This window comes from Kribbella sp. WER1 (assembly GCF_054189145.1).
The window spans coordinates 7,199,478-7,226,047 of record NZ_CM135186.1; the positions used below are offsets into that span (position 1 = coordinate 7,199,478).

The following is a 26,570-nucleotide window of genomic DNA, read 5'->3' on the forward strand; positions in this document are numbered from 1 at the left end:
GACGCAACTCATGGGCGGACCAGTATCCGGACTGGCATAGTGCACAGCATGGCTCGGGAATTGACGACGGTGGGTGTGGTGGGTCTCGGCACGATGGGCGCCGGGATCGCCGAGGTGTTCGCGCGGCACGGGCTGGCCGTGGTCGGCGTCGAGCGGGACGAGGACGCCGCCGCGCGCGGCCGCGGGCACATCCAGCACTCCACCGACCGGGCCGTGAAGCGCGGCAAGCTGTCGGTCGAGGACCAGCAGGCGCTGTTCGACCGGGTCACGTTCGCGACCACGATGGAGGCGCTCGCGGACTGCGACCTGGTGATCGAGGCGGTCGTCGAGCGGCTCGAGCTGAAGCGCGAGATCTTCGCGACGCTGGACAAGATCGTCCGCGAGGACGCGATCCTGGCCACCAACACCTCGTCGCTGTCGGTCACCGAGATCTCGGTCGCCACCCAGCGGCCACGGCGCGTCGTCGGCATGCACTTCTTCAACCCGGCGCCGGTGCAGGAGTTCGTCGAGGTGATCAAGACCGTCGTCACCGAGCCGGACGTGGTCGACGACGTTCAGGCGCTCGCCCGGCGGCTCGACAAAGTGCCGGTCGTGGCCGCGGACCGGGCCGGGTTCATCGCGAACGCGCTGCTGTTCGGCTACCTGAACCACGCGGTGTCGATGGTCGAGTCGAAGTACGCGACCCGTGAGGACGTGGACGCGGCGATGCGGCTCGGCTGCGGGTACCCGATGGGTCCGCTGGCGCTGCTCGACCTGATCGGGCTGGACACGGCGTACGAGATCCTCGACACCATGTACAAGCAGGGCCGGAACCGGCTGCACGCGCCGGCGCCGATCCTCAAGCAGATGGTCACCGCCGGGCTGCTCGGCCGGAAGACCGGGCGCGGCTTCTACACCTACGAGGCGGCCGACTCGCCGGTCGTGGTCGACGACGAGAACACCCCGGTGGTCTCCGCCGAGGGGCCGGCGATCCGCACGATCCGGCAGGTCGGCGTGGTCGGCTCCGGGACGATGGCGGTCGGCATCGTCGAGGTGCTCGCGAAGGCCGGGTACGACGTGCTGTACGTGGCCCGCGGTACCGAGAAGGTCGAGCGGGTCCGCGGCGTACTGGAACGCTCGCTGGAGAAGGGCGTCCAGCGCGGCAAGCTCTCCTCGGACGAGCGCGACGCCGCGCTGCGCCGGGTGACCGGTACGGCCAAGCTCGACGACCTCGCGTCGGTGGATCTCGTGATCGAGGCCGTGGTGGAGGAGCTGAGCGTCAAGCAGGCGCTGTTCGAGTCGTTCGACGAGATCTGCAAGCCTGGCGCGATCCTGGCCACCACGACCTCGTCGCTGCCGGTCATCGACCTCGCGATGGCCACCCACCGCCCCGCCGACGTCGTCGGCCTGCACTTCTTCAACCCCGCACCGGTGATGCAGCTGGTCGAGGTGGTCAGCACGGTCAGCACCGCCCCCGAGGTCGCCGACACCGTCGCCGCGGTAGCCGTTGCCGCCGGCAAACACCCGGTCCGCTGCGGCGACCGGGCCGGCTTCATCGTCAACGCCCTGCTGTTCCCGTACCTGAACGACGCCGTCCGGATGCTCGAGGCGCACTACGCCGGCGTCGACGACATCGACGCCGCCATGAAACTCGGCTGCCGCCTCCCGATGGGCCCCTTCGCCCTCCTCGACGTCGTCGGCCTGGACGTCTCGCTGGCCATCCAACGCACCCTCTACCTGGAATTCCGCGAACCAGGCTTCGCCCCCGCCCCCCTCCTAGAACACCTCGTCACCGCCGGCTACCTAGGCCGCAAAACCGACCGAGGCTTCCGCGACTACACCAACTGATCCAACCGCAGCGCTACGCTGCGTACATGCCCGATGAGCACAAGAAACACATCACCGAGGCACTCGGCGGCCAGTACGTTCCCCCGATGACCCACGAGGAACGCAAGGAACGCGAACGTGTCCGCAACCTGATCGAGGGTGTAGCGACCTGTTACAACTCGTTGGTTCATCTGGAGACCGACGACGCCCGCCGCGACGAGCTGCTCGCGAAGCGCGCGCAGTACGACGAGGAGTTCCGACGCCGGGGTTCGATGACGCCTGAGGAGCGGCAGGAAGTACTGCGCACCTATCCGGCCCTCCTCGCGCGATTGCGCGCCGAACTCGGCGAATGAACGACCTCGCGCTGACCCCGGCCGAGGGCGACGCCGTCACCGCCCGGCGGATCGAGCAGATCACACCGCCGTCGCGGCCGTCGCGGCTGCCCGGGATCCGCGCGCTGGCCGTCCTGGTCGCCGGCCAGCCCGGCGCCGGCAAGTCGACCACCCAAGAACTCGTCCAGCGCGCTCTCGGCGCCGAGACGACGGCGACGTACGACTTCGACGACAACGCCAAAGCGCATCCGCGGTACCGCGCGATCCTGAGCAAGGGCAAGCTCGACGCGCATCGGGACGTGCACGAGAGCCTGCCGCCGGACCTGCACAAGCGGTGCATGGACCACTTGACTCGGGGCGAGTCGCAGTACGACGTGGTGGCGAGTGCGCCGATGTCGTGGGAGCAGGGCGCGAAGCAGTGGGTCGACGGCTTCGCCGACGAGGGCTACCGGGTTGCCGTGGTCTACGTTGCGACGAACGACGCGAACAGCCTGCTCAGCGTGGCGGACCGGTACCAGCAAGCCGTCGACGACAACGGCATCGGGCGGTGGGTTGATCCGCGGTTGCACGATCAGGCGTATCGGGGTGCGCCGGATGCTGCGCATGCACTGGAGTCGCAGGCGTACGTCGACGACATCTACGTGGTCGACCGCGACGGCAACGTGTTGTTCGAGAACCACCGGCTGCCGGACGGCACGATGGAGCGCGAGCCCGGCGCCCGCCAGGCGATCCTCGACGAGCGAGAGCGCCCGCCGACCCCGGCCGAGATCGACCACTTCCGGCGTACCGCGGTCGGCCTGCTCCGGCACGAGCCCGACCTGGCCGAACCGGTCCGCGACGTGGTCAGCGAGGCGATGCAACGCCAGGTCGCACGCGCCGCCCCGGCGGACCACGGCCGCCCGGTCGTTCCGGAGAACCGCATCGACGCCCGCCTCGCCAACACCCACCGCGTCGCCTCCACCGGCATCGCACCCGCACAAGGCAGCGCCGCACCGTCCCGCGACGACAGCTCCCGCCCCACAACCCCACCCCGCTCCAGCCCGAACCAAACCCTCGACCGCTGACCCGGCTACCCTGCACCCATGCCCGAGGAGGCCTTACTCACCGTCGAGGTCGGCGGATCATCGACCCAGGTCCTCCTGAACAACCACGAGGTAAGCCTTCAGGACCACACGCACCTTCCGTGGCTGGTCGCGGCACCGGGTCTGGTGGAGGGTGCCTGAGCCGGGCGATCCGGGTGCAGGGCGTCGACCTTAGGGCTCCATCTCGGCGTAGTCGCCGCAGGGGCCGCCGCCGATGGCTTCGGGGAGGACTGTTTCGCGGTGGTCGGGGCGGATGAGCGGGTTGTAGAAGGAGGCGATCTCGACGCTGTCCTCGGGGATGTAATGGAAGATCAGGGCGCGGCGGAAGCGGTCGGGGGTGGAGTTGGGGCGGGAGCCGTGGACGACGCTGCCGTGGAAGAACAGGACGTCGCCGGCGGTCATCTTGGTCTGGACCTTGGAGAGGCCTTCGGGGATCTTCACCTGGGCGTTGCTGAAGGACTCGGTCATGTCGGCCGGTTCGGGGCAGAGGAGTTCGGTGCGGTGCGAGCCGGGGACGACCTGGAGGCCGCCGTTCGCGGAGTCGACGTCGTCGATCGCGATCCAGGCGGCGAGGCAGGTCTCGGGGTCGGCGCGGAGGAACGTGTTGTCCTGGTGCAGGGCCTGGCCGCGGGCGCCCGGGGGCTTGAAGTAGAACATCGACTGGGCGCCGAGCGGCGGGCCGATCAGAGCCTGGACGACATCGAGGATCCGGTCGTCGAGCATCAGTTGCAGCGCGAGCTCACCGGCCTCGGTGTCGGTGCGCCGGTGCGGGTGCACGAACCGCGGGTACTTCTTCAGCGGGTCGTCGTCGGGGACCCCGTCGTCGTGGGCGAGGGACAGGTCGGCCTCGACCTGCTCCATGTAGACCTTCCTGATCCGCTCGACCTCGGCGGGTTCGAGCAGCTGCGGGACCTGGACGATGCCGTCCCGCCGGTAAACCTCGGCGACTGTCATACCACCAAGGATCCGGCCGCGGACCGGGGCCGAGCGATACCCTATCGAGCTGTGAACCTTCGATATCCTGCTGAGTCGCCGCACCCGAAGGTACGTCGCCTGGTGGTCGGCGAGTTCGCCGAAGGGCCTGAGTACGCGACCTACCGGCGCCGCGGGACGACCGACTGGCTGCTGGTGCAGACGCTCGATGGCCAGGGACGATTCGGGCAGGTCGCCGCCGCGCCGGGCTCGGTGACCCTGGTCAGACCAGGCACCGAACACGACTACGCGACGGTCGGCGACCGCTGGCTGTTCCTGTACTCGCACATGCACCCGAAACCCGACTGGCTGCCGCTGCTCGACTGGCCCGAGATTGCCCCCGGCATCGTCCAGCTGCACCCGGCCCAGCCGACGTTCGACCGGATCGCCGACCACCTGAGAGACGCCGTACGGCATCAGCACAGCGTGCTCCCGCAGGCCGAGCAGCTGAGCGCGAACTCGCTTGAGGCCGCCCTGCTCTGGTGCGACACCCAGAACCCGAAGGCGGTCCAGATCGACGACCGCCTGCTGCGTGCGATCGAGCTGATCGACCAGGACCTGACCGCGAACCTCGACGTACCGCGGCTGGCCAAAGCGGTGAACCTGAGCGTCTCCCGGTTCGCGCACCTGTTCCGCGCGCAGCTCGGCGTCACCCCGCAGCAGTTCGTCGAGCACCGCCGCCTGGACGCCGCCGCCCGCCTCCTCGAGCTCACCAGCCGCCCGGTCGCCGCGGTCGCCGCCCAGGTCGGGTACGCCGACCCGCTCTACTTCTCCACCCGCTTCCGTCTGCACACCGGATCGAGTCCGACGGCGTACCGTCGGAGGTCTTAGAGTTCTGCGCATGAGAATTGTGGTGGGGCTCGCCGTGCTGGCGGTCGTGGGGCTGGCAGCGTGTGCGCCGGAGGACAACAACGCCTCCGGTACGTCGACGCCGTCGGGCGCGGATGCCTGCGCGAAGGACAAGCTGGCGGTCAAGACGGCCGGGACGTTGACGGTCGGCACCGACAAGCCGGCGTACGAGCCGTGGTTCAGCAACAACGACCCGGGCAACGGCAAGGGCTACGAGTCGGCGGTCACGTACGCGGTGGCGAAGAAGCTCGGGTTCGAGCAGGCCGAGGTGAAGTGGCAGACGGTGCAGTTCAACACCGCGTTCGCGCCCGGCCCGAAGGCGTTCGACCTGGACGTGAACCAGGTGTCGATCTCCGAGGAGCGCAGCAAGGCCGTCGACTTCTCCTCCGGGTACTATGACGTCCGCCAGACCGTGATCACCACCGCGGGCAGCAAGATCGCGAACGCGAAGTCGCTGGCCGACCTCGCCGACGCGAAGCTCGGTGCCCAGGTCGGTACGACGAGTTACACCGAGCTGCGCGACGTCGTGAAGCCCAAGCAGACCCCGGCCGTATTCGACACCAACGACCTGGCCGTGCAGGCGCTGAAGAACAAGCAGATCGACGGCATCGTGGTGGACCTGCCGACCGCGTTCTACATGACCTCGGCGCAGCTCGACAACGGCAAGATCGTCGGGCAACTGCCGGCCGGCGGTAAGGCCGAGCAGTTCGGGTTCGTGCTCGCGAAGGGCTCGAAGCTGACCGGCTGCGTCAGCCAGGCGGTCGACGCGCTGCGGACCGACGGCACGCTGGCGAACCTGCAGAAGCAGTACCTCACCGAGTCCGGCGCGCCCGAACTGTCGTGAGTACCTGGCAACCGTCGAAGCTCCAGCAAGAGCGGATCGCGTATCGGACCAGGCAGGCGCGGCGGTCGACGCTGATCGCCGTCGTCAGCTCGCTGGTGCTGCTCGCGTTGGTTGTCGTAGGCATCGGTTCCACGCCGGGCTGGCCGCGGGTCCGGGCGACGTTCTTCGACGTCCACCGCGGCTGGCAGGCGTTGCCGATCGTTGCCCAGGGCCTCTGGCTGAACGTCCGGGTGATGCTGGTCTGCGCGGTGCTGATCGTCGTCTTCGGGATGACGCTGGCGATCATGCGCACGTTGCGCGGGCCGATCTTCTTCCCGCTCCGCGTGTTCGCGGCGGCGTACACGGACGTGTTCCGCGGGTTGCCGTTGCTGCTGGTGATCTTCCTGCTCGGCTTCGGCGTACCGGCGTTGCAGTTGCGCGGGCTGCCGAACCAGGCGGTGATCTGGGGCGGCGCCGCGCTGGTGCTGACCTACTCGTCGTACGTCGCGGAGGTGTTCCGCGCCGGGATCGAGTCCGTGCATCCGTCCCAGCGGGCGGCGGCGCGGTCGCTCGGGCTGACGTACCGCCAGACGCTCCGCTTCGTCGTCCTGCCGCAGGCGGTACGACGGGTGCTGCCGCCGCTGCTGAACGACTTCGTCAGCCTGCAGAAGGACTCCGGCCTGATCGCGGTCCTCGGGGTGATCGACGCGATCCGGGCCGCCCAGCTGGAGACGGCCGAGGACTTCAACTTCACGCCGTACGTCGTGGCCGGCCTGCTGTTCGTCGCGCTGACGATCCCGTTGACGCGGCTGACCGACTACGTGGCCCGCAGACAGGGCTGGTACGGCGGCGGAGGGGGTCCGGTATGAGTCTGCTCAGGATGCGCGGAGTGCGGAAGGCGTACGGCGACAACGTCGTGCTGGACGGGTTCGACCTGGATGTCGCGGCGGGGGAGTGCGTCGTACTGATCGGGGCGTCCGGCTCCGGGAAGTCGACGCTGCTGCGTTGCGTGAACCTGCTGGAGACCGTCGACGACGGCGTAATCGAGCTGGCCGGCGAGGACATCACCGACCCGCGCGTGGACGCCGACAAGGTGCGGTCCGGCATCGGCATCGTGTTCCAGTCGTACAACCTGTTCCCGCACCTCACCGTGCTGGACAACATCACGCTGGCCCCGATCCGCGTGCACCGCCAACCACGCGCTGCCGCCCGCGCCCGGGCCTTGCAGATGCTGGACCGCGTCGGCCTGGCGGACAAGGCCTCGGCCAAACCCGACGAGCTGTCCGGCGGTCAGCAGCAGCGAGCCGCGATCGCCCGCGCGATGGTCAACTCACCGCAGCTGATGCTGCTCGACGAGGTCACGTCCGCCCTCGATCCGGAGCTCGTCGGCGAGGTCCTCGACCTGCTCCGCGAGCTCAAGTCCGAGGGCATGACGATGGTCGTGTCCACGCACGAGATGGCCTTCGCCCGCGACGTCGCCGACCAGGTCTGCTTCCTGCACCACGGGCGCCCGCTCGAGGTCGGACCGCCCGGGCAGCTGCTGGACGACCCGCGGGAGCCTCGCACCCGGGAGTTCCTCAGCCGGATCTCCAGGCCATCACAATTGGCCGTCCGGCCGCAGGCCCCGCCTGCAGGCCGCGATGACCGGCGATTGTGATGGCCTGGAGACCCGCCCCTACCGCGACGACAGGTAGGTGAGGACCGCCATCACCCGGCGGTTGTCGTCCTCGGACGGCGGCAGGTCGAGCTTGGCGAAGATGTTGTTGGTGTGCTTGCTGACCGCCTTCTCGGTGACGAACAGCGCGCTCGCGATCGCGGCGTTCGAGCGGCCCTCGGCCATCAGGCCGAGGACCTCGGACTCGCGCGGCGTGAGCCGGCTGACCGGGGAGTCCTTGGTACTGCGGGCCAGCAGCTGACCGATCACGTCCGGGTCCATCGCGGTCCCGCCGCCCGCGACCCGGCGGACCGCGTCCAGGAACTCGGCGACGTTCGACACCCGGTCCTTGAGCAGGTACCCGACGCCGCCTCCGCCGCCGGTGAGCAGCTCGCGCGCGTACAGCTGCTCGACGTACTGCGAGAGCACCAGGATCGGCAGGCCGGGGACCTGGAGGCGGGCGTCGATCGCGGCCCGCAGGCCCTCGTCGGTGAACGTCGGTGGCAGCCGGACGTCGACGACCGCGACGTCCGGCCGGTGCTCGACGAGCGCGGGCACCAGCCGGGGCCCGTTGTCGACCGCTTCCACGACCTCGAAGTCGTGCGCCTCCAGCAGGCGGATCAGGCCGTCCCGGAGGAGGGCGTGGTCTTCAGCGATGAGGACTCGCAAGGCAGCTCCATGATCACGGTGGTCGGCCCGGCGTTCGGGCTCACCACGGTCAACGTACCGTCGAAGGCGGCCAGCCGCCGCTCGATACCGTACAGACCTCCGCCGGGCGTGACGGTGGCGCCTCCCACGCCGTCGTCCCCGACGATCATGTGCAGCTTCTCGTCCTCGTGGGTGATCTGGATCCAGGCGTTCGTGGCGGCCGAGTACTTGACCGCGTTCGCGAGGCATTCGGCGACCGCGAAGTACGCCGCGGACTCGACCGGCGCGGCCGGCCGGCCGGGCACGTCGAACGTGACGTCGACCTTGAACGGGCAGGTCAGCGCGAGCGCCTTGACCGCACCCTCGAGCCCGCGGTCGGCGAGCACCGGCGGATGGATGCCGCGGACCAGGTCGCGCAGCTCGGACAGCGCCGTACTCGCGGACTCCCGGGCCTCGGTGAGCAGCGCCGCGGCCTGGGCCGGGTCCCGCGCCACCATCTCCTCGGCCATCCCGAGGTTCATGCTGAGCGCGGCCAGCCGGGCCTGGGCGCCGTCGTGCAGGTCGCGCTCGATCCGGCGCAGCTCGGCCGCCTGGGTGTCGACGGTCTCGGCGCGGGACTCCGACAGTTCGCGGACCCGCATCGCCAGCTTGGCGCTCTCGGTCGGGCCGAGCAGCGAGCGGGCCATGAATGCGTTCGCCTTCAGCAGCCGTTCGCCGGCCGCCTGCCAGATCAGGAACGCGACCAGCGCGACCGGCATCACCAGGAAGCTGGTCCAGAAGTTGACGTGCACCAGCCCGCCGAACGGCTCGGTGAAGACCCCTTCCGGCGTCACGCCGACGAGCAGCGGGTAGACGAGATAGAACAGCCCGGCCAGGAAGAGCACCGCGCTGAGCAGGCAGAGCGTGAAACCGAACACCGCGTTCACCAGCAGCCAGGCGATGTCCCGCCAGGTCTGCGGGTCCGTCAGCACGGTCCGTAGCCGCATCAGCATCCCGGGGATCGGCGGCTGCTTGTACGGCCGCGGGATCTTCTCGCCGAGGAAGCCGGCCAGGATCGTGCGGTGACAGTTCGCGAACCAGCGCGCGGTCGGGACGACCACGAGCAGTAGCGGGATGCCCACCCAGACCGCGATCAGTGGCACGGACACCACGCTCAGCACGAACAGGGCGATCCCCAGCTCGGCCAGGATCGCCAGGAACAGCGCGATCCACGGCTGGGCGAACTTCGGGTACCGCATCGGCGGTGCTTCGGTGGTGGCGACGGTGCTCATGTCTCCCATCATGACTCAGCGTGTGCTCAGGCGCGGTGGTGTTAAGTCCCCTGTGGCCGGAGGGCTGTCACCCCCAGCTATTTGGGTAGTAGCTCTCATGTTTTCAGCGGTTAGGGCACAGAGGGTTGATGCCGTACGCTGGCCGCGGCTGTACGCCTAGGCCTCCCCCGCACCCGAGACGAGGACCTGATGGCTCAGCCAACCGTGTTAGCTTCCCCTACCCGCGGCAGTGATTTCTCCCCGCTGCTCCGCGAGATCAAGTCCGCCGGCCTGCTCGAGCGGCGCACGGCGGCGTACGCGATGGCGATCGGGATCAACGTCGGACTGATGGCGCTGACCTGGGCCGCGATCGCCGCGGTCGGGGCGTCGTGGTGGGTGATCCTGCTCGCACTGCCGCTCGGGATCCTGACCACCCGGGCCGCGTTCTTCGGGCACGACGCCGGCCACCAGCAGATCGGGAGCTCGCGCAGGCTGCACGACTGGATCGGCATGCTGCACGGCAACCTCGTCCTCGGCATGAGCTACGCCTGGTGGAACGACAAGCACAACCGGCACCACGCGAACCCGAACCACACCGACAAGGACCCGGACGTCGGCGAGGGCGTGTTCGTCTGGACCCTGCAGCAGGCCGAGGGCCGCGCGGGCCTGGAGGGCTGGCTGACCCGCAACCAGGCGAAGGTGTTCTTCCCGCTGCTCACCCTGGAAGGCTTCAACCTCAAGGTCTCCAGCGTCCGCTTCCTGCTCGCCCGGCGCCGGACCGAGAAGCTGGAGCTCGGCCTGATGGCTCTGCACCTGGTGCTGTACTTCAGCGCGCTGTTCCTGCTGCTGTCGCCGGCGCAGGCGCTGGTGTTCGCGCTGGTCCACCACATGGTCTTCGGGCTGCACCTCGGCAGCGTGTTCGCGCCCAACCACAAGGGCATGGAGATGCCGGACGCCGACAGCAACTGGGGCCACCTGGAGAAGCAGGTGCTGACCTCGCGGAACGTCAACGGCGGTCTGGTCGTGGACTGGATGATGGGCGGGCTCAACTACCAGATCGAGCACCACCTGTTCCCGAGCATGCCGCGGGCCAACCTGCGGTTCGCCCAGCCGATCGTCCGGAAGTACTGCGAAAGCATCGGAATGCCCTACGTTTCCACGGGTCTGATCGATTCGTACCGAATGGGGTTGCGCCATATGCATGCGGTCGGCGAGGAACTTCGCAGCAATCCCCAGTAAGCCCTAGGCGTCTCAGTGGGCTCTCAGTTACGGTCTGGCTTCTCGGGGCCGCCCACCACTGAGGGAGACCTTCATGACCGACAGATCCGGTCTGAGTCGCCGTGGCCTGCTGGGCGCCGTAGCCGGCGTCACCGCAGCCTCCGCACTGACCGCCGCGCCCGCCTGGGGCGCCGACGACCTTCGGCCGGGTGCGGTGACCCGGCCGAAGCTCGACCGGTACGACCGCGAGGTCGTGACCAAGCTGTCCTCCGACCGCGCGCTGGAGCATCCACAGATGCTGTCGGAGCGGATCGGCCCACGCATCGGCGGTACGGCGAGCGAGAAGCGCGCCGCCGACTACATCGCGAGCCAGCTCGACAGGTACGGCTACCGGACCAGGCTGGAGCCGTTCCCGGTCGCGGACAAGTTCCTCGCCCAGATCACCGATGTCCGCGGCATGCTGCCCAACGACATCTGCTGGCAGGCCGGTGCGGCGCCGGGCGGGAAGCTCGACGTGACCGTCGAAGGACCGGTCCGTGACGTCGGGCCGGCGCCGGCGCCGGTCTGGCCGGCCGACGTGGGCGGCTCGATCGTGATCGCGGACGACGCCGCGGCGGCCCGGCCCGCCTTCGTCGCGGAGGCTGCGGCGCGGGGCGCGGTCGGCGTGATCCTGCTGCCGGCCGATCAGGCGTACCCGCGGCGTGCGTCGGCGTTCTCGCCGAGCGGGCTGCTCGACGCCCCGATCCCGGTGATCGGCGTCGCGCAGGTCCAGAAGCGCCTGATCCGTGAGGCGCTGGCCGTGGTCACCTCGCTGCCGTTGAAGATCGGTACGACGGCCCACCGCGGCCTGATCTCGAACAACGTGATCGCCGAACGCCGCGGCAAGGGCCCGATCGTGATGGTCAGCGGCCACTACGACACCGTCCCGGGAGCGCCGGGGGCGAACGACGACGGCTCGGGGACCGTGCTCACGATGGAACTCGCCCGCGTGTTCAGCCGGATCCCGACGAACGCGACGCTCCGGTTCGCGCTCTGGGGTTCGGAGGAGCAGGGCCTGATCGGGTCCCGGTACCACGTCGCGCAGCTCGCCCAGGACCAGCGCGACCGGTACCAAGCCGTCTTCCAGAACGACATGGTCGCGACCAGCTGGGACCCGGCCGTCACGTACTGGCTGCTGTCGTTCACCGGGCTCGCGAACACCGCGACGGACGCGGTCCGCGCGGCCGGCCAACGGCTCGGGTACGACGCGCAACTGGTCGGACCGGTACAACGCGGCGCCTCGGACCACCAGTCGTTCCAGGAGGTCGGGATCGACTCGGCGAACTTCTCCTGGCGCGGCGAGCTGGCGCCGTCGTTCCTCGAGCCGCCGTACCACTCGCCCGAGGACACGATCGCGAAGAACGTCAGCCTGGAGCGCCTGCAGGTGTCGATGGAGCTGATCGGCTGCGCGGCGTACGCGGTCGCAAGAGCCTGAGGACGACCGACTAGCCTTGAAGGGCTATGTCGCGCAGAAAGCCTTCGAAATGGCAGCGGCCGGTCGGTGACCGGCCGCTGCTCGGTGGTACCCAGTCCCGGGAGACGAAGGCCGACGGCGAGTGGAACGTCCGCCGGGTCTCCGGATCCGCGTCGGCGAAGTCGTACCGCTGCCCCGGCTGCGACCAGCAGATCCCGCCGGCCACCCCGCACGTCGTGGTGTGGCCGGACAACCCCAGTCTGCTCGGCGCGCTGGGCGGTGCGCAGTCGCTCGACGAGCGGCGGCACTGGCACACGGCGTGCTGGCAACGGAGCCGCTGAAAAGGTGGGTGCATGAAGCTTCCGGTCACGTCGTACGGCGAGTCGGGTACTCCGGTCGTGGTGATGCACGGCCTGTTCGGCTCCGGGCGGAACTGGATGACCGCGGCCCGCCGGCTCGCCGACCGGCACCGGGTGTTCGCGTTCGACCTGCGCAACCACGGCAGCTCGCCGCACCTCGCGACGATGAGCTACCCGGAGATGGCCGACGACGTCCGGGAGACGATCGAGTCGCTCGGCGTCGGACCGGTCGCGCTGGTCGGCCATTCGATGGGCGGCAAGACCGCGATGCTGACGGCGTTGCAGCACCCGGCGGTGGTCGAGCGGCTGGTCGTGGTGGACGCGGCGCCGGTCGCGTACCCGCCGGCCTTCGTCGAGTACGCCCGCGCGATGCGGAACGCCGACCTGTCGTCGGTGACCCGTCGCGCCGAGGTCGACGCGCAGCTGGTGGACGCCGTACCGACCCCCGGCACCCGCGCGTTCCTGCTGCAGAACCTGATCCTCGACGCGGACGGCGCCCGCTGGCGTCCGAACCTCCCGGTCATCGAGGCGGCCCTTCCCGAGATCTCCGGCTGGCCGTCCGTGGAGGGGCTGCGCTACGACGGCCCGACCCTGTTCATCTACGGCGGCAAGTCGGACTACGTCCAGCAGGACCACCGTGCGACGATCGCGTCGTACTTCCCGCAGGTGACCTACGCCGAGGTTCCCGAGGCCGGCCACTGGGTCCACGCCGAGCGCCTCGACGACTTCCTGGCGGCACTGCAACCCTTTCTCCGGTAAACGGTTGTCCGTAATCCATTGACCTCCGACGGAATTCGTCGGTAAGTTTTCAACCCAGTTCCTGCAGGATCCACGATCTGGGTTGGTGGTAGCGATGGTGGTCCGGACCGGCGCACAGCGGCTGGCCGAGGACCCGGGGTTGGTGCCCGACGGGCGCCTGGGACTGATCACGAACTTCACCGGTGTACTGCCGGACCTCACGCCGACCTCGGTCGCGTTGCGTGCGGCCGGGTTGCCGTTGACGGCGTTGTTCGGTCCCGAACACGGACTCCGGGGTACGGCGCAAGCGGGCGCCAGTGAAGGTGAAGGCGTCGACCCGGACACCGGGCTGCCCGTCTTCGACACGTACCGGCGGAAGGGCCGCGAGCTCGACGACCTGTTCTCGGGCGTCGACGTGCTGCTGTTCGACATCCAGGACATCGGGACGCGGTTCTACACCTACGTCTGGACGATGTACGACTGCCAGCAGGCGGCCGCGCGGCTCGGGAAGCCGTTCGTCGTGCTGGACCGGCCGAATCCGCTCGGCGGCGTCCGGGTCGAGGGGCCGATGCTGCAGCCCGGGTTCGAGAGCTTCGTCGGACGGGTGCCGATCCCGCTCCGGCACGGGCTGACCGTCGGCGAGCTGGCCCGGCAGTTGGGGACGGCAACGGTTGTCGAGCTGGACGGCTGGACGCGGGACCTCCGCGGTCTCGACCCGTGGGTCCCGCCGTCGCCGAACATGCCGACCCCGGACACCGCCCTGGTCTACCCCGGTACCGGTCTGTTCGAGGGCACGAACCTCAGCGAGGGCCGCGGTACGACGCGACCGTTCGAGACGATCGGCGCGCCGTACGTCGACGACCGGCTCGTCCCGGAGCTGCGCTCGTTGGGGCTACCGGGTGTGAACTTCCGGCGGACGTGGTTCGAGCCGGTGTTCAGCAAGTACGCCGGCCAGGCCGTGTCCGGCGTACAGCTGCACCTCGTGGACCGGGAGGCCTTCGAGCCGGTGCGGACCGCGCTGGAGATGCTCCGGGTGCTGAACGAGCTGTACCCGGACGACTTCGCGCTGCTGCCGTCGCTCGACAAGCTCTGGGGCTCCGACTCGCTGCGGAAGGCGCTGGAGGCGGGCGACGACCCGCTGGAGCTCTTGCCCGCGGCAACCACACCGATGGAGTGGGTGCGCTCCGGCGTCCTGCTCTACGAAGGAGATGTCCGATGATCCGTTCCTTCCAGGTCGGTGACGGGCCGGCGATTGCCGCCGCCTGGACGGCCGCGGCGCCGGCCGACCCGATCTCGTACCAGCGGCTCCGGGACCTGTTCCTGCTCGACCGGAACTTCGACGCGGCCGGTCTCCAGGTGGCCGTGATCAATGATCAGATCGTCGGCGCCGCGTACGCCGTCCGGCGGCTGATCGCGGCCGACGCCGACGACCTCGAACCGGCGTCCGGCTGGATCCCGTTCTTCTTCGTGCACCCGGACCACCGCGGCCAGGGCCTCGGCCGCGAGTTGTTGTCCGCGGCAATGGACTGGCTGCGCTCGCACGGGCGGACCGAGGTCTTCTTCTCGTCGTACACGCCCAACTACTTCCTCCCCGGCCTCGACGCGGCCCGCTACCCGGCCGCGGCCCACCTGCTCGACTCGCTGGGTTTCCGGCGCGGGTACGACGCGGTCGCGATGGACCGCGGCCTGGTCGGGTACGCCGTACCGGATGAGGTCCGCAAGCGGATCGACGCGCTGACCGCGGAGGGCTACAGCTTCGGTACCCCGTCCGACGACGAGCTGACCGCGCTGATCGCGATCGCCGGCGCGGACTTCAACCCGGACTGGGCGCGCGCGATCCGCGAAGGCGTGGTGTCCGGGCTGCCACTCGATCGGATCGTAGTGGCGCGGGCACCTGGCGGGGAGATCCTCGGCTGGGCGATGCACGGGACGTACGAAGGCGTCATCGACCGCTTCGGGCCGTTCGGCGTGCTGCCGGCGTCCCGCGGTACCGGGCTCGGCAAGGTGCTGCTGCACCTGACGCTCGAGCGGATGGTCGCCGCCGGCGCGCACAGCGCCTGGTTCCTGTGGACCGGCGAGAAATCCGCCGCCGGTCAGCTGTACCTGAAAACGGGGTTCGACATCACGCGCACGTTCACCATCCTCCGGGCGCCGTTGCACCCGGCCGGCGAGAAGGAATGATCATGAGGATTGCCAAGGGTTTGCGGCTGGCCGTCGCGCTGGGCCTGCTGGCCACCGGCGCCGCCGCGTGCGGCGGGGGCAGCGGCTCGGGTGGCAGCGGCGGCAAGGTCGAGCTGACGCTGCTGAGCCACTACAGCGACGGCCCCTCCAAGGAAGGCCTGGACAAGATGATCCAGGAGTGGAACAAGGAGAACCCGAAGATCCAGGTCAAGTCGCAGGTGGTCAAGTTCGACGACCTGCTGACCACGATGACGGTCCGGCAGACCGGCGGCCGCGGCGCCGACATCGTCAGCGCGTACGGCCTGTGGGGCGGCCAGCTGATGAAGGCGAACGTCGTCGCGAAGGTGCCGGACGACATCGCGACCAAGATCAAGGCCGAGTACAGCCCGGCGGCGCTCGGCGCGGTCACCACCGGCGGCACGCTGCTCGGGTACCCGACCGAGCTGAACACGTACGTGCTGTTCTACAACAAGAAGATCCTCGCCGCAGCAGGCATCACCAAGCCGCCGTCGACCTGGGCCGAGCTCGCCGACGCCGCCAAGAAGACCGTGAAGCGTGATGCCAAGGGCAACATCCAGGTCGAGGGCCTGAGCCTGATCCAGGACGGCGACAACAAGTCCGTACACCCGTTCCTGTCGCTGCTCGACTCCGCCGGCGGCAAGTTCCTGGCACCGGACGGCAGCGCGCAGTTCGACGACGCGGCCGGCAAGGCGGCGCTGAAGTTCGAGGCGGATCTGGCCGCGGCGAAGGCGACCAACCCGTCGATCATGCCGACCAAGCAGTTCCGCAGCGGCGGCGTCGCGATGGCGATCCAGGCCGGCTGGTGGATCGGCAGCCTGAAGAACCAGATGAAGGACAAGTACTCCGACGTCGGCGTGGCCGCGATCCCCGGCCCGACCGCGGGCAGCAAGGGCTCGCTGGCGTACGGGTTCTTCATGGGCGTGAACCAGCGCAGCAAGCACGCCGACGAGGCGTGGAAGTTCCTCACCTGGATGAACGAGCACAAGACCGCCGACGGCAAGGTCACCGAGACCGGCAAGTGGCTGGCCGACCAGGGCCTGATCCCGCCGCGGACCGCCGACCAGGAGGAGTACAAGAAGTCGCTCGCCGACCCGAACCTGGCGCCGATCTACGACGCGGCGACGTACGCGATGGCCGAGCCGAACCAGCCGGGCGCCTATGAGGCGAAGACGGCGCTGCACAACGCGATCATGGGAGTGCTTGCCGACGGCAAGAACCCTGACGACGCGCTGGCGCAGGCGGCGAAGGCGGTCAAGCCGCAGTGACGACCACGGTCTCCCGGGTCGGCGCTGTCGCGGCGCCGGCCCGGCGGCTCGGTACGCTGCACCGCGAGGGGCGGGCGGCGTACCTGTTCCTGTCGCCGGCGCTGCTGTTCTTCTGCGTGTTCCTGATCCTGCCGTTCATCTTCGCGATCATCCTGGCGTTCTCGGACTGGGGCGGCTTCGACCTCGGCACACTGAAGTTCGCGGGGTTCAAGAACTTCGGCGACGTGCTGAACTTCGACGGCACGTTCGTGAAGCCGATCCTGGTGAACACGCTGCTGTTCGCGTTCGGATCGGTGTTCCTGGCAACGTTCGGGTCGGTCCTCGTTGCCTACTGCATCGACCGGCTGTCGTTCCAGGGATTCTGGCGGGTGCTGTACTTCCTCCCGGTCGTCGCCACGGTGGTAGCCATCGGCAACGTGTGGAAGATGATGTACCAACCGGCCGGGCTGATCAACGGCGTACTGAACAAGCTCGGCGTGAACAGCATCGGGTTCCTGTCCGACGCGTCGTACGCGCTGCCGTCGGTGACCGTCGTGCAGGCCTGGGCGTCGATCGGCGGCGCCGTCCTGATCCTGACCGCCGGGCTGAAGGCGATCCCCGAGATGTACTACGAGGCGGCCGAGGTGGACGGCGCGAACTCGTGGCACATGTTCTGGTCGATCACGCTGCCGCTGCTCCGGCCGGCGTTGCTGTTCGTGCTGATCACCCAGTTCATCGGCGGGCTGCAGTCGTTCGCGCTGATTATCGTGATGACCGGTGACGGCGGTCCGGTGAACGCGACCAACGTGGCCGCGTTCGAGATGTACCAGCGGGCGTTCAAGTACGGCGCCTGGGGGACAGCGAGCGCGATGGCGATGGTGCTGTTCGTGATCATCCTGGCGATCACGCTGCTGCAGCTGTGGATCGCCCGGCGGCGCGGGGAGGAGACCTCGTGAGACGGCGTGGTGGCAAGTTTCCGTGGGTCGCGTACCTGGTGGTGATCGCCGGCGCGGTCGCGATGGTGATGCCGTTCCTGGACATGGTGATGAGCTCGTTCAAGGGCGCGGGCGAGTACGGCGTGATCCCGTACAAGCTGCTGCCCCAGTCGTTCAACCTGGACAACTACCGCGAGGCGTTCTCGCAGCTGCAGCTGCTGCACCTGTTCAAGAACAGCGTGATCGTGACGGTCTCGGTGACGGTGTCGGTGCTGATCACCTCGTCGATGGCGGGGTACGCGCTGGCCAAGCTGCGGTTCCGCGGCCGGGCGGTGATCTTCCGGTTCATCCTCGCGACGATGATGCTGCCGCCGTTCCTGCTGCTGATCCCGACGTTCCTGATCATGCTCAACTGGCCGCTTGCCGGTGGCAACGACATCCTCGGGCGCGGCGGCGACGGCGGCCTGACCACCAGCCTGGTGGCGCTGATCCTGCCGTTCACGGTCAGCGGGTTCGGGATCTTCCTGATGCGGCAGTTCATGGTGTCGCTGCCGGACGAGATGCTCGAGGCGGCCAAGATCGACGGCGCGAACCAGTGGCAGACCTGGCGGCTGATCGTGCTGCCGCAGACCAAGCCGGTGGCGATCACGCTCGGCCTGATCACGTTCATCGGCACCTGGAACGAATACATCTGGACGTTGCTGATCTCGTCGTCCGACCCCGATCTGCAGACGCTCCCGGTCGGCATCCAGCTGCTGCAGAGCTTCCTCGACCCGGACCGCACGATGCCGATCGTGATGGCCGGGTTGGTGATCAGCACGCTGCCGGTGCTGGTCGTCTTCCTGCTGTTCCAGAAGTACTACGTGCGTGGCGTCGTACTCAGTGGCCTGAAATGAGGAGCCTTCTATGACCAACAGCGTGCTCGCCATCGGCGGACACATCGGCGACATGGACCTGACTGCCGGGCCGACGCTCGCCAAGCTCGTCCTGGAGGGCGCGTCGGCGACCATCGTCGCACTCACCTCCGGCGAGCGCGGGCACCCGCGGATGACGCCGGGCGACTACAAGAAGCAGAAGATCGCCGAGGGTACGGCGTTCGCGGAGGCGATCGGCGCGGAGTTCCAGGTCCTCGAGTACAGCGACGGGTTCCTGCCGGCCACCGACGACGTGGCGCTCCAGGTGGCCCGGATCATCCGGGAGAAGCAGCCGGACACGATCATCACGCACTGGAAGCACTCGATCCACAGCGACCACGAGCACACCGCCCAGGTCGCCGAACGCGCCCGCTTCCTGGCCGGCCTCCCGATCGAGTCCGACGAGGACTTCAAGGCGCTCACGCCGTACGCCGAACTCGCCGCGCGGGTGGCCGAGCTCCCGCGGCACGGCGTACGGACCTTCATGCACGCCGAGAACTGGGAGGACATGGAGGGCTTCACGCCGACCCGGTACGTGCCGATCTCGGACGAGGCGTTCTACCGCTGGGTCTCCGCGATCCGGCACCAGGCCTTCGCCCGCGGCGAGACCTACGGCTTCCGGTACATCGACTACTACACTGCGCTGATGACCACCCGCGGCTGTCTGGCCGGCTACCCCCGCGCCTGCGCCTTCCACACGAGCCCGACCCCTGAGGTCAGCAAACTGGCCGGGCCGTGACCGGAGTCCAGTTGGTCGTCCGGGGCGACGACTTCGGGATGTGCCATGCGGTGAACGTCGGGACGGTCGAGGCTTTCCGGACCGGGATCGTCACGCAGGTGTCGGTGATGGCGGCGTGTCCTTGGTTCGAGGAGGCGGCCGCGCTGGCGCGGGAGTTCGCGATTCCGGTCGGGGTGCATCAGACGCTGACGTGCGAGTGGGACTTCCTGCGGTGGCGGCCGTTGACCGACGGTACGTCGTTGGTGGGTGCCGACGGCACCTTCCGCCGGACGGTGTCTGAGGCTGCCGCGGCGATCTCGCCCGCGGAGGCGGTGCGGGAGCTGTCGGCGCAGGCGGGGAAGCTGACGGCGGCGGGGCTCGACGTCGAGTATCTCGACGTACACATGGGGCTTGCGGCGCCGGCGGCGTACGGCGAGGTGGCGGCTGCGGCCGGGGCGCCGTTCATCGGAGCGGAGGAGATGTTCGCGTCGGTGGAGACGTTGAGCAATCGGGACGCCGCTGTGAAGAAGGCGTGGTTGCTCGAGTATCTGCGGGCGTTGACGCCGGGAGTGCATCTGCTGGTGACGCATTGCGCGGCGGATCATCCCGAGCTCGGGGCGTTGCATCGGCCGGGGTCGGACACGTATCGGTGGGCGGCGGAGTACCGCTTGTCGGATCAGGCTGCGGTGACCGATCCCGAGGTACGGCAGGCCGTCGCGGACCTGTCGATCGAGCTCACGACGGTCCGCAAGGCGTTCAGGTCCTGAGCGTCAGGGTCTGAGCGTCAGGATTTGGGCGAGGGTGCCGATCGGGCCGTCGGTGTCGTGCAGGACGCTGTTCGTCAGGCCGACGCCGATGGCACCGAACGTGACCGTGGTGTCGAAGCCGATCCACTCGCCGCGCGGCTCGGCGAACAGGTGCGCGGTCAGGTCGACGTTCGGGAACGCGACCTGCCGCGGGTCCGCGCGGACCGTCATCCCGTTCGCGATGTCGAAGAGCCCGGCAGCGCGGGCCAGCGGGCTGACGTCCTCGTCGTCGATCAGGCGGACCGGCGTACGGACCCAGAACGCGGCGCGGCCCGGCTCCCGCTGCTCCCGGCGTACCTCGGCCGACTCGATGAACCCGCCCGGCCAGATCGACGACGGGTCCCAGGGCGCCATCTCGTCCACCGGCGTGATCCGCGGGTACGACGTACCCTGCAAAGCTGCCGTGTCGCCGGGGCGCAGCAGCCAGGCCCGCAGCAGTACGGCGTCCCGCCCGCCGTGACTGAGCGCCGCCTCGACCAGCTCGACGGTCCGCCCCGGACGGAGCACCCGGACCCGAGCCTGCATCACGTCGATCGCGATCGTGCCGAGAATGTCGTACGACAACCGGCCGATCACGAGCCCGTCCGCACGCCGCGCGTCCCGATCGCGCTCGACCACATGCGCCAGCAGCCCGAGCGCGGGCGCGATGTGCTGCGTCGCCGTGTCCCACGCCCCGCCGACATGCTTGGTCGCGCGGTACGCGGCATCGTCGACCCGTTCGAAATAGGACACCCGCGCAACGGTACCGCCTGGCATTATCGGCGGATGGACAGAATCCCGGCGGGGTGGTTGGTGCTGCGGCCGTTCACGGTTGCGGACGTCGAGTGGGTGTACGACGTGTCGCAGGATCCGGCGCTGCAGCAGTACGTGCAGGTTCCGGTGCCGTACCTGATCGAGCATGCGCGGCACTTCGTCGAGCACCTGGCGATCGAGCTGGGGGAGCGGGGCGAGCGGACCGAGTTCGTGGTGGAGGATGCGGCGACGGGGGAGCGGCTGGCGCGGGTCGGGCTCGGGATGCGCGGAGACGGTACGGCGGAGGTCGGGTACTGGACCGTGCCGGCGGCGCGCGGACGGGGCGTCGCGCCGGCGGCGGTGCGGGCGATCTGCCGGTGGGGGTTCGCGGAGCGGGGGCTCCAGCTGATCGAGTGGCGGGCCGAGGTCGGCAACGTCGCGTCGCGGCGGGTGGCGGAGAAGGCCGGGTTCGTGGTGGAGGGGCAGCTGCGGAAGCGGCTCGTGCATCGGGGCGAGCGGGTGGATGCGTGGATCGGGTCGGTGCTCAGGGACGAGCTTCCGTAGTACGCAAGGCGCCGGGTGCTGAGCCGGTCGCGGACTTCACGTGGCGGGAGAGGTGGCTGACCGAGTTGTAGCCGGTCAGCTCCGCGACGGCCTGCAGGGGGAGCGTCGAGTTGCGGATGTGGGCCAGTGCGTGGCGAAGACGCACTGCCTGGAGCGCCGCTTGCGGGCTCGTGTTGCGCAGGCGGGCGAACGCGGCGCGCAGGCCTGACGTCGAGATGCCGAGGTCCGCGGCGGCGTCGGCGATCCGCAGGCCGGTGGCGAACCGTTCCTCGAACAGCTGCTCCGCCTGGGCGACGAGTTGCTCGGCGGGGGTCGGCGGTGGGGCGGCGGCGCGGCGGAGGCGGAGGTCGAGCTCGGCGAGCAGGATTGTGCGGAGTTCGGTGTCGGTCTCTCGGACGAGGGCGTCGAACACCCGGCGCAGGGTGTGGTCGGTGTCGTCGTAGCAGAGCCGCGGCCACGGGTGGGTCGTTGCCGCATCCACCTGGAGGAAGCGGTTCGCGTACCCGGTGCGGCTCTGCTCGGCGTGCCAGGTGTTCGGCGGGGTGAGCAGGACGGTGCCCGGAGTGGCGGCGTACGTCGCGTCGCCGACGGGGCAGGTGATGCGGCCGCGGACGTAGTACACGAGCTCCCACGACGTGTGCGCGTGCGACGGGTAGTCCTTGCCCGGTGCGGCGGTGTGGACACCGGCGCCGAGGAGTCGTGGCGATCTGTGCATAAGCCCTGTCGTCTTCTGCATTGCTTCCGCGGTACGTCGGATTGATGCTTGCATCGATTCGTGCATCTTGGGAAGGGATCGTGGGATGGACATGACGACGGCGTTGTGCGACCTCGGCGTGACCGACGACGTACTGACGACGGCCGAGAAGGAGCAGCTGGACCGCGACGGGTTCCTGCCGCTGGCGGGGATCCTGTCCGCGGACGAGGTGTCCGCGATCAACCAGCGGCTGGCCGAACTGACCGCGGCCGAAGGCGATCGGGCCGGCCTCGAAGTACACCAGGAGAAGGGCACGGACCGGCTCGCGGATCTGGTGAACAAGGACCCGCTGTTCGAGGTGTGCTTCAGCCATCCGCGGGTGCTGGCCGCGATGCAGCACGTGCTCGGCGAGTTCCGCCTGTCCTCACTGAACAGCCGCGCCGCCCTCCCCGGCCAAGGCCACCAGTCCCTGCACGCCGACTTCGGCCACCCCGTCGAACCCGGCGCCTACCAGGTCTGCAACTCCATCTGGCTCCTCGACGACTTCACCCCCGACAACGGCGCCACCCGAGTAGTCCCCGGCTCCCACCGCCGCGCCGCCCTCCCCGCCCACGAAATGCCCGACCCCGCCGCCCCCCACCCCGACGAAATCCAGCTGACAGCCCCCGCCGGCACCGTAGTCATCTTCAACAGCCACCTCTGGCACGGCGGCACCCAAAACCGAACCCAGTCCCCCCGCCGAGCCATGCACTCCTACTTCACCCACCGCAACCTCCCCCAACAACTCGACCAACAGACCTACCTCCGCGTAAACACCTACAACCGCCTAACCCCCGCCCAGCACTACATCCTCGATGTGACGGGCTGAACCGCCCAGTCAGGCGGTGCCGATTGTCGTACAACGAGCGGTCTGGGGAGGATTACCTGCCCGGACAGGGCGGGTAATCCTCCCCAGATCGCTGTGTGAGCTGGAGTGGCCGCGTAGCTGGAGCGGCGGGTCGAGGAGGTTGACCGCCTAGGAGGCGTCGGCTTTGCGGACCCAGACTTCGCGGATGATGAGGAGGATGGCGGCGGCGGAGGGGATGGCGAGGAGGGCGCCTACTACGCCGAGGAGGGCGCCGCCGAGGAGGGCGGCGATGACGGTGACGGCGCCGGGGATGTCCACGGCGCGGCGCATGATGCGGGGGGCTACGACGTAGTTCTCGACCTGCTGGTAGACGATGCCGTAGATCAGGCAGGCGATACCGGTCCAGAGGCCGCCGGTGAAGCCGATCAGGGCGACCACGACGACGCCGATGAAACCGCCGACCATCGGGATGAAGTCGCAGAACATCACCACGATCGCCAGCGCCACGGCGTAGTCACGCAGGCCGATGATCTCCAGGAAGATGAACATCGTGACGCCCGCGCACAGCGCCACCATGAACTGGCCGCTGACGTAGCCGCCGACCCGGCCGAGGACCTCGTCGCCGAGGATCGAGACGCGCTTGCGGCGGGTCCGGGGGACCAGGCTGTACGCCGCGCGCTTGACCGACGGGAGCGACGCCAGGAAGTACAGCGTCAGCACCAGGATCGTGAACGTGTTGAACAGCGCGCCCGCGACCACCTTGCCGACCCCGAGGATGCCGCCGAACGCCCGCTGCGCCAGCGCCGGATCCTGGATGTAGTCGGTCGCCTTCTGGATGAAGTGATACTTGTTGTCCAGATTCGTGACCGTCTTCGACTTCTGGAGCAGGTCGAGGTACCCCGGGGCGTTCTTGATCAGGCTGTCGATCTGGTCGCTGACGACCGGGACGATCGCGAACCCGACGCCGACGACCGCCAGGATCATCAGCAGGAACACCACGGCGACCGACAGGCCGCGCGTCAGGCCGCGGCGCATGAACCATTCGACGAGCGGGTTCAGCCCGACCGCGATGAAGATCGAGACCAGCAGCAGGATCAGTACCGAGCGCGCCTGGCCGAGGGAGTTCCACAGACCCCAGGCGACGAGTACGCCGAGCGCCGCGAAGAACCCGAACGTGAACGGGTTCCCGCGCCGCATCGGCGGGCCGGGCTGGCCCATCCCCTCGGAGGGGTTGCGTTCCTCGATCAGCAGCTCGTCCGCGAAGTCGAGGTCGTCGTCGGCCCGGTCCGCGGCGGCGCCCGCTGTCACCGCCGACGCTTCCGCGCTGTGCGCCGCGCCGTCCGCACGCCCGGCGGAAGTCTCCGCCTCGCCCGCGGCCCGATCGGCTTCGCCTGCGGCCGAGTCAGCCTCGTGCGCTGCGTGGTTGGCTTCGTCGGCGGAGGTGTCGGCGTTCGTTGCTGCTTGTTCACTTCTGCCGGCGGCGGCTTCGGCCTTGGCGGCCGCGGACTCTGCTTCGCGTGTTGCTTCCGCGAGGTCCGCGTCGGTGGTCGCTGTCGAGTTGTCGTCGCCGGGTGGCGTCACATCTTGTCCTTCGAGGATCGCGCGCTCGAGCTGGCCGCATCGGTCGTGGCGTCGGCGGACGCCTTGCCCCCGGACTTCGCCGAGGCGGACGGCCGCGTCTGCACCTGAGTGTCCTCGTTCGCCAGGTCACCCAAGCGGAACTCGTCCACCATCGTCGAGTCCTTCGGCTCCTCGTCCCCACCCGAAACCTTCGAACCGCTCGTACCAGCAGACGATCCGGCACCTGCCGGCGAACCGCTCGTACCCGCCGACGACCCGGCGGCGCCAGCTGAACCGCTCGTACCAGCTGACGATCCGGCGGTGCCTGCCGAGCCGCTCGTACCAGCTGACGATCCGGCGGTGCCTGCCGAGCCGCTCGTACCAACGGAGGATCCGGTGCCGGTCGGCGAACCGCTGGTGCCGGCCGAGGAGCTCGTGCCTGCGGTGGTACCGGACGGGCCGCCTGCGGTCTTGCTGGTCTTGTCGGCGAGGCCGGGGGTGTCCTTCGCGTCGACGCGAAGCCCGGTGTCGATCCGCGTCTCGTCGACCCGGGCACCGCCGGCGCCGGACCCGACGAACGGGCTCGCCCCGGTGAACGGCCCCTCGTCGTCGGACGCAGCAGGCGTCGCCCCCGGGAACGGGTTGTCCGCCTCGGTCGCCGCTGGGTACCCACTCGCACCCGCCCCAGCCGAACCACCCGAGGAGCCGGCCCCGGTGGACCCGCCCACGGAGCCTGCTCCGGCGGAGCCGGTGCCCGCGGAGCGGGTGCCCGTGGAGCCGCCCAGCCCGCTCGCGGAGCCGGTGCTGGTGGTGCTGCCCGGGCCGCTGGTCGCGGATCCGCTCGCCGACGGGCCGCTTGCGGCGGAGTCCGTCGGGGCGTTTGTCGTGCTGGCCGTGCCGAAGGTGTTCTTCGGGTCGGTGCCGAAGGTGGACTCCGCGCCGAACGGGGCCGACGGCTCGCTCGTCGGTTCCGGGGCGAACGGGCTGCCGACGCCGGTGCCGGGGGCGCCGGACGCAGGTGTGCGGCCCGGCTCAGTCGGCCTGGCGAAAGGGTTGGTGTACGGCGCGGCGGCGGTTTCGGAGTCGAGTTCTGCGGCCTGGCGGGCGATGTTGCTGGCGATCTCGTTCAGGCCGGCGATCTGGGTGAGGATGCCGTCGCGGCGCTTCGCGAGGCGTTCGGTCTCGCGGGCGACGACGGTCCGGGAACGCTCCGCCTCGTCGGCGGCGTTGGCCAGTTCGGCGTCGGAGCGGGTCCGGGCGGTGGTCAGCAGCTGCTCGGCCTCGCGGCGGGCGCGGGACAGCGTGCGCTCGGCGGACTCCTCGGCCTCGGAGCGGATCTTGCGGGCCTGCTCGGTCGCCTCGGCCACCCGGCGTTCGGACGCCTCGGCGGCTTCCTTCATCTGGGTGGTGAGGCTGTCGGTGTCGGCCGCGATCTGCTGGTGCTTGTCGGCGAGCTCCTTGGCCTGCTGCTCCCGCTCGTCGGCCAGCCGGGCGCGCAGCGCGGCCGACTCGCGCTGGATCGCGGTCCGGATCTTCTCGGCCTCGTGCAGCGCGCCGTTCTTCAGCGTGCTGGCCTGCGACTCGGCGGTCAGCGTCAGCTGCTCGGCCTTGCGCCGTGCGGCCTGCAGCACCTCGGCGGACTCGGTCTCGGCGGTACGGCGGATCTCGGCCGCGTCGCCCTCGGCGGTCCGCCGCATGCTGTCGGCCTCGTTCAGCGCGACGGTCCGGATGTCCTCGGCTTCGCGATCGCCGGTGGCACGCGCCGCCGCGGCCTCCTTGCGGGCGTTGGTCAGCAGGTCGTCGGCCTCGCGCTTGGCCTCCTCGAGCGCCTCGGCGGCCTGGTCCTGGGCGAGCCGGAGGATCTGCGCGGCCCGGTCGCCGAGCCCGGCGTACGACGGGTTCGCGCTGGCTTCGAGCTGCCGGCGGGTCTCGTCGAGCTGGTGCTGCAGCGGCGCGACGCTCTGCTGCAACTGGTCGGCTCGATGCCGGGCCTCGACGAGTTGCATCTCCAGCGCGCGGACGTAATCGTCCACGGCCTGCTTGTCGTACCCGCGACGGCTGACCGGGAAGCCCCCGGCCGCGGTCGCCGTACGGTCGAAGAACGGCAGGCTCGACTCGTCAGGCATTCCCGAGTTTCCCTTCTGGCGGCTCAGCGTGAATTCCCCACGAT

At 69.5% G+C, this 26,570-nt stretch carries 28 protein-coding genes; 21 read left to right on the top strand and 7 right to left on the bottom strand.

What is annotated here, in order from left to right; genetic code table 11:
• Positions 1-48: 48 nt before the first annotated feature.
• The 4 genes from ACXJJ3_RS35195 to ACXJJ3_RS35210 are packed head-to-tail and all read left to right on the top strand — an operon-like array spanning position 49 to position 3,361.
• Positions 49-1,827, top strand: a complete 1,779-nt coding sequence (locus ACXJJ3_RS35195; protein ID WP_458166208.1) for a 3-hydroxyacyl-CoA dehydrogenase family protein — start codon at positions 49-51, stop codon at positions 1,825-1,827.
• Between the two features lie 26 nt (positions 1,828-1,853).
• A complete protein-coding gene (locus ACXJJ3_RS35200) occupies positions 1,854-2,159 on the top strand; it encodes a hypothetical protein (protein ID WP_458166209.1) in 306 nt (101 codons plus the stop codon).
• Positions 2,156-3,202, top strand: a complete 1,047-nt coding sequence (locus ACXJJ3_RS35205; protein ID WP_458166210.1) for a zeta toxin family protein — start codon at positions 2,156-2,158, stop codon at positions 3,200-3,202. Before ACXJJ3_RS35200 ends, ACXJJ3_RS35205 begins: the two co-directional genes overlap by 4 nt.
• 18 nt (positions 3,203-3,220) lie before the next feature.
• A complete protein-coding gene (locus tag ACXJJ3_RS35210) occupies positions 3,221-3,361 on the top strand; it encodes a hypothetical protein (protein WP_458166211.1) in 141 nt (46 codons plus the stop codon).
• Between the two features lie 30 nt (positions 3,362-3,391).
• Here the strand turns inward: ACXJJ3_RS35210 and ACXJJ3_RS35215 are convergent, their stop codons facing one another.
• Entirely contained in the window at positions 3,392-4,174 is a 783-nt protein-coding gene (locus ACXJJ3_RS35215; protein ID WP_458166212.1) for a phytanoyl-CoA dioxygenase family protein, read from the bottom strand.
• Positions 4,175-4,225: 51 nt separating this feature from the next.
• Here ACXJJ3_RS35215 and ACXJJ3_RS35220 point away from each other — a divergent pair, with 51 nt between their 5' ends.
• Genes ACXJJ3_RS35220 through ACXJJ3_RS35235 form a run of 4 tightly spaced genes read left to right on the top strand, consistent with a single transcriptional unit; the run spans position 4,226 to position 7,521 of the window.
• On the top strand, positions 4,226-5,023 hold the full coding sequence (locus ACXJJ3_RS35220; protein ID WP_458166213.1) for a helix-turn-helix domain-containing protein: 798 nt from the start codon (positions 4,226-4,228) through the stop codon (positions 5,021-5,023).
• Positions 5,024-5,033: 10 nt separating this feature from the next.
• Positions 5,034-5,885 carry an ABC transporter substrate-binding protein gene (locus ACXJJ3_RS35225; RefSeq protein ID WP_458166214.1) on the top strand — a complete coding sequence of 284 codons (852 nt, stop codon included), beginning with the start codon at positions 5,034-5,036 and terminating at the stop codon, positions 5,883-5,885.
• Positions 5,882-6,733 (top strand): amino acid ABC transporter permease, encoded by an 852-nt coding sequence (locus tag ACXJJ3_RS35230; RefSeq protein WP_458166215.1) that lies wholly within the window; start codon positions 5,882-5,884, stop codon positions 6,731-6,733. The genes ACXJJ3_RS35225 and ACXJJ3_RS35230 overlap by 4 nt, the downstream gene beginning before the upstream one ends.
• The gene (locus ACXJJ3_RS35235; protein ID WP_458166216.1) at positions 6,730-7,521 is read left to right on the top strand and encodes an amino acid ABC transporter ATP-binding protein; all 792 of its coding nucleotides are present in this window, start codon (positions 6,730-6,732) and stop codon (positions 7,519-7,521) included. The genes ACXJJ3_RS35230 and ACXJJ3_RS35235 overlap by 4 nt, the downstream gene beginning before the upstream one ends.
• A gap of 18 nt (positions 7,522-7,539) precedes the next feature.
• On the opposite strand, the gene ACXJJ3_RS35240 is transcribed toward ACXJJ3_RS35235, so the two are convergent.
• Both ACXJJ3_RS35240 and ACXJJ3_RS35245 read right to left on the bottom strand, forming a co-directional pair.
• Positions 7,540-8,187 carry a LuxR C-terminal-related transcriptional regulator gene (locus tag ACXJJ3_RS35240; RefSeq protein WP_458166217.1) on the bottom strand — a complete coding sequence of 216 codons (648 nt, stop codon included), beginning with the start codon at positions 8,185-8,187 and terminating at the stop codon, positions 7,540-7,542.
• Positions 8,139-9,437, bottom strand: a complete 1,299-nt coding sequence (locus ACXJJ3_RS35245) for a sensor histidine kinase (RefSeq protein ID WP_458166218.1) — start codon at positions 9,435-9,437, stop codon at positions 8,139-8,141. The genes ACXJJ3_RS35240 and ACXJJ3_RS35245 overlap by 49 nt, the downstream gene beginning before the upstream one ends.
• A gap of 189 nt (positions 9,438-9,626) precedes the next feature.
• Between ACXJJ3_RS35245 and ACXJJ3_RS35250 the strand changes: the two genes are divergently transcribed.
• The 11 genes from ACXJJ3_RS35250 (at position 9,627) to ACXJJ3_RS35300 (ending at position 19,964) form a co-directional block, all read left to right on the top strand.
• Positions 9,627-10,655 (top strand): fatty acid desaturase family protein, encoded by a 1,029-nt coding sequence (locus ACXJJ3_RS35250; protein WP_458166219.1) that lies wholly within the window; start codon positions 9,627-9,629, stop codon positions 10,653-10,655.
• 73 nt (positions 10,656-10,728) lie between these two features.
• On the top strand, positions 10,729-12,108 hold the full coding sequence (locus ACXJJ3_RS35255; protein WP_458166220.1) for a M28 family peptidase: 1,380 nt from the start codon (positions 10,729-10,731) through the stop codon (positions 12,106-12,108).
• A 26-nt stretch (positions 12,109-12,134) separates the two neighbouring features.
• On the top strand, positions 12,135-12,428 hold the full coding sequence (locus tag ACXJJ3_RS35260; protein WP_458166221.1) for a hypothetical protein: 294 nt from the start codon (positions 12,135-12,137) through the stop codon (positions 12,426-12,428).
• 12 nt (positions 12,429-12,440) lie between these two features.
• The gene (locus ACXJJ3_RS35265; RefSeq protein WP_458166222.1) at positions 12,441-13,205 is read left to right on the top strand and encodes an alpha/beta fold hydrolase; all 765 of its coding nucleotides are present in this window, start codon (positions 12,441-12,443) and stop codon (positions 13,203-13,205) included.
• A 94-nt stretch (positions 13,206-13,299) separates the two neighbouring features.
• Entirely contained in the window at positions 13,300-14,403 is a 1,104-nt protein-coding gene (locus ACXJJ3_RS35270; protein WP_458166223.1) for an exo-beta-N-acetylmuramidase NamZ family protein, read from the top strand.
• Positions 14,400-15,365: a GNAT family N-acetyltransferase gene (locus tag ACXJJ3_RS35275; RefSeq protein WP_458166224.1), complete on the top strand. Its 966-nt coding sequence runs from the start codon at positions 14,400-14,402 to the stop codon at positions 15,363-15,365. The genes ACXJJ3_RS35270 and ACXJJ3_RS35275 overlap by 4 nt, the downstream gene beginning before the upstream one ends.
• 2 nt (positions 15,366-15,367) lie before the next feature.
• Entirely contained in the window at positions 15,368-16,651 is a 1,284-nt protein-coding gene (locus ACXJJ3_RS35280; protein ID WP_458166225.1) for an extracellular solute-binding protein, read from the top strand.
• On the top strand, positions 16,648-17,586 hold the full coding sequence (locus ACXJJ3_RS35285; protein WP_458166226.1) for a carbohydrate ABC transporter permease: 939 nt from the start codon (positions 16,648-16,650) through the stop codon (positions 17,584-17,586). Before ACXJJ3_RS35280 ends, ACXJJ3_RS35285 begins: the two co-directional genes overlap by 4 nt.
• Positions 17,583-18,461, top strand: coding sequence for a carbohydrate ABC transporter permease (locus ACXJJ3_RS35290; RefSeq protein ID WP_458166227.1), 879 nt, complete (start codon positions 17,583-17,585; stop codon positions 18,459-18,461). Before ACXJJ3_RS35285 ends, ACXJJ3_RS35290 begins: the two co-directional genes overlap by 4 nt.
• A 10-nt stretch (positions 18,462-18,471) precedes the next feature.
• Positions 18,472-19,218, top strand: a complete 747-nt coding sequence (locus ACXJJ3_RS35295; RefSeq protein WP_458166228.1) for a PIG-L deacetylase family protein — start codon at positions 18,472-18,474, stop codon at positions 19,216-19,218.
• Entirely contained in the window at positions 19,215-19,964 is a 750-nt protein-coding gene (locus ACXJJ3_RS35300) for a ChbG/HpnK family deacetylase (RefSeq protein WP_458166229.1), read from the top strand. Before ACXJJ3_RS35295 ends, ACXJJ3_RS35300 begins: the two co-directional genes overlap by 4 nt.
• Positions 19,965-19,967: 3 nt before the next feature.
• On the opposite strand, the gene ACXJJ3_RS35305 is transcribed toward ACXJJ3_RS35300, so the two are convergent.
• Positions 19,968-20,735 (bottom strand): thioesterase family protein, encoded by a 768-nt coding sequence (locus tag ACXJJ3_RS35305; protein ID WP_458166230.1) that lies wholly within the window; start codon positions 20,733-20,735, stop codon positions 19,968-19,970.
• A gap of 33 nt (positions 20,736-20,768) precedes the next feature.
• Between ACXJJ3_RS35305 and ACXJJ3_RS35310 the strand changes: the two genes are divergently transcribed.
• Complete coding sequence (locus ACXJJ3_RS35310) at positions 20,769-21,299, top strand: GNAT family N-acetyltransferase (protein WP_458166231.1); 531 nt, start codon at positions 20,769-20,771, stop codon at positions 21,297-21,299.
• On the opposite strand, the gene ACXJJ3_RS35315 is transcribed toward ACXJJ3_RS35310, so the two are convergent.
• Entirely contained in the window at positions 21,280-22,014 is a 735-nt protein-coding gene (locus tag ACXJJ3_RS35315) for an AraC family transcriptional regulator (RefSeq protein WP_458166232.1), read from the bottom strand. The genes ACXJJ3_RS35310 and ACXJJ3_RS35315 overlap by 20 nt on opposite strands.
• Positions 22,015-22,099: 85 nt before the next feature.
• Here ACXJJ3_RS35315 and ACXJJ3_RS35320 point away from each other — a divergent pair, with 85 nt between their 5' ends.
• Complete coding sequence (locus ACXJJ3_RS35320; protein WP_458166233.1) at positions 22,100-22,861, top strand: phytanoyl-CoA dioxygenase family protein; 762 nt, start codon at positions 22,100-22,102, stop codon at positions 22,859-22,861.
• A gap of 147 nt (positions 22,862-23,008) precedes the next feature.
• Here ACXJJ3_RS35320 and ACXJJ3_RS35325 read toward each other — a convergent pair whose 3' ends face one another.
• On the bottom strand, positions 23,009-24,421 hold the full coding sequence (locus ACXJJ3_RS35325; protein WP_458166234.1) for an AI-2E family transporter: 1,413 nt from the start codon (positions 24,419-24,421) through the stop codon (positions 23,009-23,011).
• Complete coding sequence (locus tag ACXJJ3_RS35330; protein ID WP_458166236.1) at positions 24,418-26,526, bottom strand: DivIVA domain-containing protein; 2,109 nt, start codon at positions 26,524-26,526, stop codon at positions 24,418-24,420. Before ACXJJ3_RS35330 ends, ACXJJ3_RS35325 begins: the two co-directional genes overlap by 4 nt.
• Between the last annotated feature and the right edge of the window lie 44 nt (positions 26,527-26,570).